Here is a 13,000-nt window from a genome sequence, read left to right on the forward strand (position 1 = left end):
AATTAGGACAGTCTTACTGCTTTATACAATTAATAAAGTGAAACTTTAATCAGTGGGGGTTTTACTGCCCGTTTATGCGGGATAAATCGATGTACTATCTTTCGGCAAAACTTTCACATGTTTTAAATAGCTTGTCACTTTGTCATCATCATCTTGCGGGTATTGATATCCATATGTGTTAGCAATTTCGTTCGCAACTTCCCTAAATAAATCACCCATTACAAAGAATGACTCCCATATATTTTCATATTCTGCATTTGAAAATGTCTTTCTAAATTGCTCCCACGTATCTTTTTCAACATATTGCTCGAAATGCTTACCAAACTTTCCGGTATTCACTGTAAAATTTGTTTTCATACCAATATGCCATTCTAGCATTACGATTAACATATCACGCATTGGGCCTTCAAGCATTCCTTTCGCATAAGAAAGTTCCTCGCGCCACAATCCTTTTCCTACATTTGTACTGCACCACCAAAATTCATTACAGCAATCCAAAAACTCTTTTTCTGTAGGATTTTTTATAACGTAATCTTTATCACTTGCTGGCGGAAATTCTCCAATACATTTGTCTTTATCCAGTAGTAATTTACTTAAACTATCCTGTCCAATAAATTTATTTATTAAATCAACTGGAACTAGCATTAAATCAATTCGATTCCCATCCATGAACTGCATTAAATACGGAAATTTCCCGTCTTTATCAGCTGGAAGTAAAGACATTTCTTCCGGCATTTGCACAATCATTATTTCTCCAAATCTATTAATCCAACTATGATTACACGTAAAAGATTGTATATCTTTTACAACATAAATAATATCATAGTCTTGAAAACAATCTTTTTTCACATTTGGATTCACACGTGACCCATTCATGATGACAGCTCGAATTCTTTCATCCTCTTTTGCTGTATTTATAATTAAGTCTAACATTTCTTTTTCAGTTCTCATCTTCTTATAGCCTCCAAGTTTTTAATATATAATATAAAGCTATGTAAATTGGAGGTCCACGAGCTAAATTCGTTGTACAAGATACACGTTATAATTTTTGAAACTTCTTTTTCATCCCTTTTTCCTCCTTAGATTACTCTGTTACGACTGCCATTACAAACCCATCGTACCCTTTACTTCCTACAGTTTGAAGCGCAGTAGCACTTACACGCGGCTCAGCAGCTATTAGCTCATAGAAATGGCGTATCCCTTGTACACGAGGATCGCTACTAGTATTATCAATAACTTCACCTTCACGTACTACGTTATCCCCAATAATTACAGTACCAGGGCGTGATAGTTTCAGTGCCCATTCAAAATAAGCAGGGTTATTTTGTTTATCCGCATCTATGAAAATAAAATCAAATGGTTCATACTTCTCATTTTCTATTTGTTTTAAAGAATCTAACGCTAATCCTAATCGTATTTCAATTTTATCATTCAAATTGGCACGCTCAATATTGCTCCGTGCAATTTCAGCATGCTTTTCACTTGCTTCTAATGTAACAATTCGCCCTCCAGAGGGCAATGCTCTTGCAAGCCATATTGTACTATATCCGCCTAGAGTGCCAATCTCTAAAATTTTACGCGCTCCTTGAATTTGTACTAATAGTTGTAAAAACTTCCCTTGAGTTGGCGATACATCATGTGCCGGTAAATTAGCTGCAGCGTTTGCTTGAAGAACTTCTTCTAATGTAGAGTCTTTCGGTATTAATACATCACTCATATATTGATCAACAGCCGTCCATTTCTCAATCGTACTCATGGAAATACCATCCCCTTCAAGTTTTTAATACTTATCTACCATTCAAATTTAATTATACCGAAAATTCCGTTTCATACACAAAAAATAAAGAAGGGACACCCACTCTATTACAGAATAGATGTCCCTTCTTTGTATTTTATATTTATCCCTTACGGATTAGTAGACCAAAGTCCTGCTGATTTAATAAATGTACGTTTATTTAATTTCAGCTGCGCTACGATAAACTCTGCAATATCTTCCGCTTGCATTACTTTATCAGGATTTCCATCAGTTAATCCTAAGTCTACAGCCATGTCAGTTGCTACTGTACTTGGTGTTAAAGCTGTTACACGGATATTATGTTTACGAACTTCCATCGCTAACGATTCTGTTAAACCAAGAACACCAAATTTAGAAGCACTATATGCACTTGTTACAGGTGCACCTTTTTGTCCTGCTGTAGATGAAATATTAATAATATCACCAGATTGTTGTTCAATCATACTTGGTAAAGCTGCACGAGTTGCATAGTATACACCCATTAAGTTTACTTGAATGATTTTTTCCCAATCAGCAACGTCTAATTCTAAAAACTTACCGAATTTAGAAATACCAGCGTTATTAATTAAAATATCGATAGATCCTAAACCATTTTTTAATGTTTCAATTGCAGTCGTTACTTCTTCATATGAAGATACGTCAGCAGTCGCAATAACAGCTTTTACACCTTCTGCTTCCACTTCTTTCGCTACAGCTTTTAAGTTTTCTTCTGAACGAGCTAAAAGACCTACATTTACGCCTTCTTTCGCTAACGCAATCGCTACAGCACGACCAATCCCTCTACCTGCTCCTGTAATTAAAGCATTTTTTCCTTGTAATAATTCTGCCAAGTATAACACTCCTTAATCATCTCAGTTGTTTATTATATTAAAAGTGTATCTATGTTTATGCAAAAAGGCAATGATGCACTTTTATGTGCGTAGGTTACTTATAGGTAACTATAGTAATGGTAAATGCATTTTTAAAGAAAAATAGTGTTAGAAGGCCTCCTTCTAACACTATTTTTCTTCATGATTTGGAATACGCACAATAAATTCTGTACCATTTCCTTCTACACTCTCAACTTTTATTTTTCCTTGATGAAGGTCGAGTACTTTTTTTACAATTGCTAGACCTAATCCACTTCCTCCATAAGCACGGTTTCGTGAAGAATCCGCTTTATAAAAACGTTCAAAAATATGTTGTTTCTGTTCTTCGGATATACCAATTCCCGTATCATGAATACTTACTTCCAGGAATTCCTTATGTTCTTTTAAATGAATTGTAATCGTGCCACCATTTGGTGTGAATTTAATACTGTTATGAATTAAATTAATCCATACTTGGCTCATACTTTCTTTGTCTGCAGTAACACACACTTTATCCATATCAAGATCTAGCTCAAGTCCTTTTTCATCCCAAAGAGGCTCACTATTTAACACAATTTGTTTCAACTGTTGATCTAATCGATAAGTAGCTCTTTCTGGTGAATACTCCTCTGACTCTAAAATTGTTAGCTTCAATAAATTTTGACTCAATTTAGATAATCGCGTTGTTTCAGTTTCAATAATAGTAAGATAATGTTTTCTTTTTTCAACTGGTAGATTATCATCTTGTAGCGCTCGAGCAAATCCCTTAATAGATGTTAATGGCGACTGTATTTCATGAGAAACATTCGATACAAATTCTTGTCTCATTTTCTCCATTGCATTAAGTTCATCCGTCATATCGTTAATACTTTTTACAAGCACACCAATTTCGCCATCATACTTTTCTTCATTCCGTATTTTTACAGAGAAGTCCCCTTTTGCAATTTTTTGTATCGGTTCAATGATCGTCCAAATCATCGCCTCTCGCTTCGGTCTCATTAAAATTCCGATTAATGTCCAAATAAGAACGATAAAAACAAAGCCGACCATATCACTAATTAGAAAAGTAATAAAAGGCGATACGTTTATTTCAAAAGCTTTCATTACACTAGACGATACAAAAAAGGCTATTGACCAAATTATAGTAAGAAAAGTAAAGAGCGCTACTATCGCCCCCATTACTTTTAACATCTTCATCTTACTCATTCTTTCTCTTTTTCTCATTTACTTACCTCTAAGCGATACCCTAAGCCCCTTATCGTCCTTATACTAAACTTCGATAACTCTTCTTGAAACTTTTCACGCAACCGATTAATATGAACGTCTAGCGTGCGTTCATTCCCTTCAAAATCATATCCCCATACGTCTTCTATTAATTGCTCTCTTGAACAAGTTCTCCCCGCTTTAGATCCTAATGTAAAGAGCAACTCAAATTCTTTTAGCGGCAGCGTCACCGTTTGTTCTCCAACGTTAACTTCAAATGTTTTACGATTTAACAGTACATTCCCAACTTGAATAGATTGCGATACTGTAATTTGGTAACGTTTCAATAATGCCTTCACTCTCACAACTAATTCTAAAGGATCAAATGGTTTTACAAGATAATCATCTGTTCCGAGGTGAAATCCTTTTACTTTTTGAGATGTTTCACCTTTAGCAGTCAGCATAAGAATTGGGATATCGTAGTATTTTCTTAATTCATAACATAAATCAAACCCATCCATATTTGGCATCATAATATCAATAATCGCCATTTCGACTCTCACTTCTTCTATTTTTCGAAGAGCATCTAATCCATCAACGGCCTCATATGTTTGAAAACCTTCTCGTTCCAAAAATACAGAAACAAGTTCTCTAATGTGCGGATCATCATCTACAATTAAAATTTTGGGTATCAAGGAATCATATCCTTTCTGCTTAACATACTTTTTAGCACTCTAAAATCAACAATCAGTGAAGTGCCCCTTCACTGATTGTTTTCATTCTATAATGCTCCTTCTTTAATTTTCAATTGTTGCATTGCAAATTCACGGTACATGTCATGTGTCCGTAATAACTCATCATGTGAGCCACTTCCTGTAAGATTCCCTTTTTCAATAAAGATAATTTTATCTGCATCTACAACAGTAGAAAGTCTATGCGCAATAACTAAAGTTGTTCTACCTTTCATTAAGTTATTTAACGCCTTCTGAACAACCGATTCCGATTTACTATCAAGACTTGACGTCGCTTCATCTAACATAAGGATTTGCGGGTTTCGTAGTAACGCTCGAGCAATCGCAATTCGTTGTCTTTGCCCTCCAGAAAGCTTCACACCACGCTCTCCAACTTCTGTTGCGTATCCACTTGGCAAATCATGAATAAACGCATCAACATACGCCATCGCTGCTACTTTTTCAATTTCTTCATCCGTCACTTCACCCTCAACACCGTAGCAAATATTATCGCGAATCGTTCCATCAATTAACGGACTATCTTGTGAAACGTAACCAATTTGACGTCGCCATGATTGTAATGAATATGCTGTAATTGGTTCTTTCCCTAATTTTATGAAACCACTAGTTGGCTCATAAAAACGTTCTAACAGCGAGAATAAAGTTGTTTTTCCGCTACCACTTGGTCCTACAATCGCCGTTACTTTTCCAGATTCAATCGTGAAGTCGATATTTTTCAAGATTTTCTCTTCTTCGTTATACTCAAAATGTACATTTTCAATAACGATCGGCTGCTTCGCATTTGTAACATTCATACCTGTTTCATGATCTTCTACTTCATATTCTAAAATCGTATTAATTCTTTCGGTTGCACCAATTGCTTTTTGGAACTGAGTAAAGAACATTGATAACTGACTCATTGGCATAATAATTTGAACCAAATACAAAATAAATGCTACAAGTTCACCTGTTGTTAATGCACCACTAGAAACTCGCATTCCACCATACCCTACGATAATAACAAGCAATGCCATTAAAACAAACGACATAACAGGTGAAATTAATGCTTGCACTTTTCCTTCTTTCAAACCAAATTGCAATAATTTTTGGATACCTGTATTACCTGTTTCATATTCTTTTTTTTCCGTATTTGAAGATTTTACTAAACGAATTTCTGATAGTACTTGTGTTAATACACTAGTAAAAGAAGCCGTTTCATCTTGAAGTGCTTTTGAAATCTTATACATTTTCCGTCCAAGTGGAACTAAAATTAGTACCGATAATGGAATAACCGTTAAAAGTAAAATTGTCATTTTCCAGTCTAAAACAAATAATACAATTAATGACCCAATAATTGAGATACCGCCTGTTAATAAGTTTGACAAATGCTCAGAAATTAATGTTTTAACAACACCTGTATCATTTGTCATACGACTAATTGTATCTCCCGTTCTGTTTTGATCATAATAAGACACTGGTAAAATAAGTACCTTTTTCCACAATCGTTCTCTAAGTCCAGCTACAATTTTTTGTCCAATATAATTCAGTAAATAAATTGACAATCCTGCAGCAATTGTTTGAATAATAAAGAATGCAATTAATCCAACAATTTGTCCCGTACTAATTGAAGAAAGTGAAAAATTATCAACTAAACCTTTTGTCAGCATTGGAATAAACAAACTCGCTCCAGTAGAAAGTAAGCTCATTATTAATGCAAAAATAAGAATGCCTTTCGGTGGATTTGTATCTTGAATGAGACGTAAAAACTGCCTCCAATTCCCTTTTTTCTTTTCTGTATTCCTAACTTCCATTGTCGTTCATCTCCTCGTTATAAACAAAACTATTCTTTCTAAAACTAGAATACGCTATAAATGTAAACTGAATGTAAACACACTTTTTTCTAATTTTACAAAATATACATATAAACTCATCTTTACAACAAGTATAAATATCTGATATTATTACCTGGTACTTATTATTATTCTATGTAAATTATAGACTACGCATAGAAAATATATAACTAATTTTATCAATTAGCTAATTTAAAACACTATATAAATCTCCAGCATTGAAAGGAGTATCCTTTTTGCAAACAAATAAACATTCCGAAAAGGAAACAATCATTTTTATTCATGGATTAGTTGGAAATCGCCGCGCCTTCAAAAAAGAGCATAAACGATTTTCTGCCTCCTACAACATTATAACTTATGATTTATTAGGTCACGGCGACGATAAAGGAGAAGCTATCGACTTTTCAATACAGCGCCTCGTAGATCAATTATTGAACTTGTATGAAAAAGAGGGAATTAAAAAGGCTCATATTTGTGCTCTAAGCTATGGCTGTTATATCTCTACGACATTTGCACAAATGCATCCAGAAAAAGTATTGAGTATTTGTCATATTGGTGGACATTATAATAACCCTTCCCGTTTATATAATGTTTTTCAGAAATTTTGGGAAAAACGTGGTGATGAATATTCATCTTGGCTTTCTCAGTATGCTAGTACTATTTTTCCAAGTGGAATACTAAGGGCAAATCCGTTCGCTGTTATTTCACGAAATATTTATTACCGTTTCGGATTACAATTACACTCGTCCATTATTGCTGAGTCATTACGACACCGCTTAGAATTCGACTTAAAATCTAAATTAAAAGCACTTCCCCATCCTATATTATGGGTGATGGGAGAACATGATCATCTCTATAAATCTTGTCTCTTTGATTTGAAGTCCATTCTTCCGAACGTTTTATATAAAGAAATTCCATTAGCAGGTCATGCAGCAAACTTATTCCGTCCAAACTATTTTCATGATTTATATGCTAAGTTTTTGCATGGAAAATTGACATAAAGTGAAACTTTAATCAGCGGGGATTTGTCCATCCCCCGCTGATTATTATCCCGCAAATAGCAGGATAAATACTACTATACTGTTAGTTTATCCAACTATGAAAAAGGCTTCCCAAGTTTCCCTGGAAAGCCTTTTCTCTATACGAAAAGTATATAAAATACTTTTTCTTAGTATGCTTTTGTGTAACCTAATAGGTGCTTACTCCAGTAAGAGTTGCTTACAGAGCTAATGCGTACACCAGTTGCGTCAGTTTCTGCACTGATGAACTGTCCATTACCTAAGTAAACGCCCATGTGAGAAGGACCTGATTTATAAGTATTTTGGAAGTATACTAAATCACCTGGTTGTGGATTGCTAGTTTTTGTTTTAGAGCTCCAGTATCCAGCAACTGTTTGACGAGCGCCTTTATGACCAGTTTGATTTAATACGTAGTGAATGAATCCACTGCAGTCAAAACCAGCAGGTGTTGTACCAGCAGTTCTGTATGGTGAACCATTTAAAGATCTAGCGAATCCAGCGATTGAAGATGTATCTCCACCTGTTGGTGCTGTTGGTTTTTGTACTTGGTTCGTACCTTGGTTCGTACCTTGGTTCGTACCTTGGTTACCACCAGTAACTACATTGTTCACTCCGCCTTTTACAAACTTAACAAAGTCTGCACTTACGTAACCAGTGCGGCCATTATGGTTAATTTTATACCAACCATTTTCAGCGCCAGTAACGTTTAATACTGTACCGTTTGTTACCCCACCAATTACAGGGTTATATGTAGCTGGACCTGTACGTACTTTTAAAGCACCTGTGTTAACAACATATGATCCACCAGTTTGAACTGTAGTAGTATTGTTGTTGTTGTTTGTAGTTGGTTGCTGAGTTTCGTTAGATACAGCTGAACCACCTTTTGTTACGTAGTCTTTGCTTACGTATCCAGTTCCACCATTGAAGTTAATTTTAAACCAATCTTGAACTTCACCTACAACTTGAACTGTTTTTCCTTTATTTACAGAACCTAAAACAGTATGAGATGCACTTGGGCCTGTACGTACGTTTAATGAAGAAACGTTTACTGTGTAAGTACCTGTTCCTTGCTGAACAGTAGTAGTAGTTCCTTTATTGCCACCAGTTGTTACGAAGTCCCCACTTACATAACCTGTTTGACCATTTACACTAACTTTGAACCAACCGTTTTCTTGTCCAATTACTTGAAGTACTTGACCTGATTTCACTTTAGAAATAACGTTATGTCCTGTACCAGCACCTGAACGTACATTTAATACATCAGCTGTTACTGTGTATTTTAATTCAGAAGTTGTTTCTACCGTTTTTGTTTCAGTTACAGTCGTTTGAGTTTGAGTTTGAGTTTGTCCATTAATTTCTTTTAGCGCATCATTTGAAACTTGTGCATGAGCAGAATCCATTCCAGGAACTGCTACACCTACTACAGATGCTGCTGCTAAACCTGCGATTACTTTTTTCATAAGTTGTCTTTACTTCCTTTCCCTACTATCCTCTTGAGAAAACTATAAACTTAGTACTTTACAATATTATCAAAGTAAAATATTCATCCAGTTCCATTTTTTAGCAAGAGTTTTATTTTTCACACATCGTTTATTTTAAACGATTGAAGTGAATTTAGTGTGAACTTCATGTGAACTTTATCATTAAACAGTGTGTTTTTGCAATGCTTTTTTCAAATTTCTTATGTATTTCATTGAAAATTCGACATTCCATTCATTATCTTAATATATATTTTTCTTTTGCTATCCATTTTAAAAAACTCTATTAATCTAATACAATGCAAAGAATGTATTTTCTAGTAAAGTCCCTTCCATGAAGCATACTCTTATCATGACAAAAAATGCTTTTTTTATCAATAGTATAATATTTTTAGAAAACTATTTTTGATATTATCCATCGTTTTTAAAAGGTTTGACGATTTGTAAGATTTAACTCCCAAAATTCTGTTCTAATTTGACGAAAATGCACATTCCACTATCTATTTTTCACTATCCATGGAATTTTCAGGATATTTATATTATCATATATAAAGTAGGATTTTAATCCATACAAATTTTATTCACCCCACACTGAAACCAATCGAACTTTTACAGGTCGGTATTCTATACGTATCATTGAATTTTGATATGGAAGCCTTACTGCCCGCAAATAGTGAGATAAAAAAAGGAGATATATTTATGAAAAACATAATAGATGATCCTATAAATAAAAATATAGAACTGTACTATGCTTTTTTTCAATTCGTTTCAATTATAACATTACAAAAAGTATCAACTATTGAAACACGTAAAAACAAATTAAAAAATCAGATGAAAAATCCCTACAAAAAAAATCCTTACTACTTATAAAAGGTGAACAGATTATATCTCTGTTCACCTTTTATTTTTTATTTTATTTGTAAATTTTCACACGAGTTTCTAATGGCTGATATTCTTTATCTCCTGCCGAAACTACCGGTTTACCAAATGGCATTTGCGCAGTTAACTTCCAGTTTTCAGGTACATCCCATTCTTTCCTTACTTCTTCATCAATCAACGGATTATAATGCTGCAATGTAGCACCAAAACCTTCAATCTCTAATGCTGTCCAAATCGAAAATTGCAACATTCCAGAAGATTGCTGAGACCATGTAGGAAAATTATCTTTGTATAGTGCAAAGTTCTCTTGCAAACTTTCTACTACTTTACTATCTTCAAAATACAAAACTGTCCCATAGCCACTTTTAAATGCATTCATTTTCTCTTCCGTAGGTGCAAAATTATTTTCAGGTACAATTTTTCGTAACGTTTCTTTCGTAACATTCCATAATTTGTCGTGTTGTTCACCTAGTAATACAACAACTCTTGCACTTTGAGAATTAAAAGCCGAAGGTGTATGTTTCACAGCATGATAAATCACTTCTTGAATTCTTTCATCAGAAACTACTTGCTCTTTACTAATCGCGTAAATAGATCTTCTGTCTTCAATTGCTGAGTAAAAATCTTTTGCCATTACAATTCCCTCCAATTTTCATTTGAGGCAGTATCATATGTACGAAGCATATAATGCCTCTCGAACTTATTATTAATAAGTTCTTAACTTAATAATATCAACAAACAAAAACAAACTCAAATGATATCACTTGAGTTTTCACTTCCTATACGTCAAAAAATAAAAAAACAGTTTATTGTCACCAAAATCAAGGTTCAATAAACTGTCTGTCTTATTTTTATAACAATCTAAATTACTTCTTTCTTCACCTAATTAAGCAATTGAAATGCATAGGACATTAATTTATTTGTTTCTGTAAAACGTTTTGTTTTACTTTTTGTCCCCATAACAACTGTAATAATGCGATTATCACCTTGTTTTGCAGTACCTGTAAAACAATACCCTGCGCTATCTGTAAATCCTGTTTTTAATCCGTCTATTCCTTCTATATATAAAGCTTTATTATTTTTGTTTAACATCTCATTTGTGCTTGTAACATTAACATTATTAAATGCTAACTGACTTTGACGTAAGTGAGTCACTTCTAATATCTCTGGATAGTCTTTTATAAGATGATACGCTAATTTTGCTACGTCAGCTGCTGTCATTTTCGTTTCACTTCCGTCGGGCTCCTGTAATCCGGAAGCATTCGCGAATTTAGCTTTATCTGACATTTCTAACTGCTTTGCTTTTTCATTCATAAGTTGAACAAAGTTTTTTTCTGTCTTAGCTACATGTTCCGCTAAAGCGACAGCCGAATTATTAGCCGATTCAATCATTAACGCATGATATAAGTCCTTAACAGTTAATGTATCATTTGCTTGCATCGGGATTTTTGCACCCTCTGTTTGTGCCGACTTTGCACTTATTTTCACTGGATCTTCCCAGTGGACTTTCCCATTATGTATACTCTCTAAAACGAGATATGCTGTCATCATTTTTGACATACTAGCAGGGGCAACAGCTTCATTTTCATTATTTTGATAAATAACTTCTCCATTACTCGCATCGATAATAATAGCTGCTTTTGCATCAATTTCTGGTGGTATATATTTTGGTGGCACTACTTTTTCAGATAGCCCTGTTTTAGGTAGCTCTGCCACTTGTAAAGGCTGAGTATCTACATTTGTTTCACTCTTTTGAACTCCTTGGAAAAGGAACCAACATATACCCAGAATTACTACTAATAGGATTGTTAATCTTCCCCATTTTAACCGCTTCATTCTAAAACTCCTTTAACAAACCTTTTATATACTCATGTTTAACCATAACAACAATTACTTTATATCGTCAAGGTAAAAAGCATATTTATTCATCTATAACAATTATAATTTCAACCTCGTTCTCTTTTTCATATGTGTTACACTAAAAACAACGAAATATAAGAATATTCAATTACATTTAAACACAAAAACACTATATAATAGAAAGGATTTATACAAATGATACTTCCAAAAGCATTAAAATATGGCGATACCATTGGCATCTACTCTCCCTCTTCACCAGTAACCTATACTTCTTCAAAGAGATTTGAGCGCGCAAAATTATACTTAGAACAGAAAGGATTTCATATATTAGAAGGTTCACTAACAGCTCAATATGATTATTATCGTTCCGGGAGCATTAAAGAGCGTGCTGAGGAATTAAATGACTTGATTAGAAACCCTAACGTCTCTTGTATCATGTCGACAATTGGGGGACTGAATTCAAATTCATTATTACCTTATATTGATTATGAGACTTTTCAAAAGAATCCTAAAATAATGATTGGCTATTCAGACACAACGGCATTATTACTAGGAATTTATGCAAAAACAGGAATTCCTACATTTTATGGTCCAGCACTTGTTCCTTCTTTTGGTGAATTTGAGCCTTTCGTAGATTGCACGTACAAATATTTTGCGGATACTTTATTAACTAATCAACACCTTCCTTACAACATAAACCAGCCGTTATTTTGGTCAGATGAATTTATTAATTGGGAAGAAAAAACGAAAGAAAAAGATCTTCGACCGAACAATTGGATTTCAGTAATTGGTGGGAAAGCTACTGGACGTATTATTGGTGGGAATTTAAATACTATACAAGGTATTTGGGGTAGCCCCTATATGCCACTTATTCAAGATGGTGACATTCTCTTTATTGAAGATAGCTCAAAAGATGCAGCTACTATCGAAAGAAGTTTTTCATTACTTAAAATTAACGGCGTTTTTGATAAAGTTTCAGGTATCATCCTTGGAAAACATGAGCAATTTGATGATTGTGGTACAAATAGAAAACCTTACGAAATATTATTAGAAGTATTACAAAATCAAAAACTTCCTTTTCTAGCCGATTTTGATTGTTGTCATACTCATCCAATGATTACTTTGCCAATAGGTATTCAAGTAGAGATGGATGCAACCAATAAAACGATACAAATTATAGAGCGATGGAGAGACTAACGACACTTATTCCACTATCTTGTAATGCTTAAAAATACAATTACATTTTTAATAGAAGGAAGTGGATATCACTCATAACAAATAGTGCCTAATGTCTTCTGTTGTTTTACAATAGAAGACATGTTACTATATATTTTGGA

General features: G+C 33.9%; 12 protein-coding genes. 3 read left to right on the top strand and 9 right to left on the bottom strand.

What is annotated here, in order from left to right; genetic code table 11:
* Positions 1–72 precede the first annotated feature (72 nt).
* The 6 genes from BG05_RS21720 to BG05_RS21745 all read right to left on the bottom strand — a co-directional run bounded on the left by BG05_RS21720 (position 73) and on the right by BG05_RS21745 (position 6,388).
* Complete coding sequence (locus BG05_RS21720; protein ID WP_002168604.1) at positions 73–951, bottom strand: aminoglycoside 6-adenylyltransferase; 879 nt, start codon at positions 949–951, stop codon at positions 73–75.
* A gap of 133 nt (positions 952–1,084) precedes the next feature.
* Positions 1,085–1,756 (bottom strand): O-methyltransferase, encoded by a 672-nt coding sequence (locus BG05_RS21725; RefSeq protein WP_002168605.1) that lies wholly within the window; start codon positions 1,754–1,756, stop codon positions 1,085–1,087.
* A 149-nt stretch (positions 1,757–1,905) separates the two neighbouring features.
* Entirely contained in the window at positions 1,906–2,625 is a 720-nt protein-coding gene (locus BG05_RS21730; RefSeq protein ID WP_000818985.1) for a 3-ketoacyl-ACP reductase, read from the bottom strand.
* Between the two features lie 168 nt (positions 2,626–2,793).
* A complete protein-coding gene (gene hitS / locus BG05_RS21735; RefSeq protein WP_016126786.1) occupies positions 2,794–3,867 on the bottom strand; it encodes an envelope stress sensor histidine kinase HitS in 1,074 nt (357 codons plus the stop codon).
* Positions 3,864–4,541 (bottom strand): envelope stress response regulator transcription factor HitR, encoded by a 678-nt coding sequence (gene hitR, locus BG05_RS21740; RefSeq protein WP_002126920.1) that lies wholly within the window; start codon positions 4,539–4,541, stop codon positions 3,864–3,866. The genes hitS and hitR overlap by 4 nt, the downstream gene beginning before the upstream one ends.
* Before the next feature lie 86 nt (positions 4,542–4,627).
* Positions 4,628–6,388: an ABC transporter ATP-binding protein gene (locus tag BG05_RS21745; RefSeq protein ID WP_002031356.1), complete on the bottom strand. Its 1,761-nt coding sequence runs from the start codon at positions 6,386–6,388 to the stop codon at positions 4,628–4,630.
* A 275-nt stretch (positions 6,389–6,663) separates the two neighbouring features.
* Here BG05_RS21745 and BG05_RS21750 point away from each other — a divergent pair, with 275 nt between their 5' ends.
* Positions 6,664–7,428, top strand: a complete 765-nt coding sequence (locus tag BG05_RS21750; RefSeq protein ID WP_002086164.1) for an alpha/beta fold hydrolase — start codon at positions 6,664–6,666, stop codon at positions 7,426–7,428.
* Positions 7,429–7,595: 167 nt separating this feature from the next.
* Here the strand turns inward: BG05_RS21750 and entFM are convergent, their stop codons facing one another.
* The gene (entFM, locus tag BG05_RS21755; RefSeq protein WP_003188709.1) at positions 7,596–8,906 is read right to left on the bottom strand and encodes an enterotoxin EntFM; all 1,311 of its coding nucleotides are present in this window, start codon (positions 8,904–8,906) and stop codon (positions 7,596–7,598) included.
* A gap of 717 nt (positions 8,907–9,623) precedes the next feature.
* Here entFM and BG05_RS21760 point away from each other — a divergent pair.
* Positions 9,624–9,794, top strand: coding sequence for a hypothetical protein (locus BG05_RS21760; RefSeq protein WP_016126784.1), 171 nt, complete (start codon positions 9,624–9,626; stop codon positions 9,792–9,794).
* A 43-nt stretch (positions 9,795–9,837) separates the two neighbouring features.
* On the opposite strand, the gene BG05_RS21765 is transcribed toward BG05_RS21760, so the two are convergent.
* Together BG05_RS21765 and BG05_RS21770 are read right to left on the bottom strand one after the other, a co-directional pair.
* Positions 9,838–10,437, bottom strand: a complete 600-nt coding sequence (locus tag BG05_RS21765; protein ID WP_002086169.1) for a nitroreductase family protein — start codon at positions 10,435–10,437, stop codon at positions 9,838–9,840.
* A 248-nt stretch (positions 10,438–10,685) separates the two neighbouring features.
* On the bottom strand, positions 10,686–11,639 hold the full coding sequence (locus BG05_RS21770) for a D-alanyl-D-alanine carboxypeptidase family protein (protein WP_003188702.1): 954 nt from the start codon (positions 11,637–11,639) through the stop codon (positions 10,686–10,688).
* A 219-nt stretch (positions 11,640–11,858) separates the two neighbouring features.
* Here BG05_RS21770 and BG05_RS21775 point away from each other — a divergent pair, with 219 nt between their 5' ends.
* On the top strand, positions 11,859–12,860 hold the full coding sequence (locus tag BG05_RS21775; RefSeq protein ID WP_003188700.1) for a S66 family peptidase: 1,002 nt from the start codon (positions 11,859–11,861) through the stop codon (positions 12,858–12,860).
* The last annotated feature ends 140 nt before the right edge of the window (positions 12,861–13,000 follow it).

This window comes from Bacillus mycoides, assembly GCF_000832605.1.
GTDB classification, from domain to species: domain Bacteria; phylum Bacillota; class Bacilli; order Bacillales; family Bacillaceae_G; genus Bacillus_A; species Bacillus_A mycoides.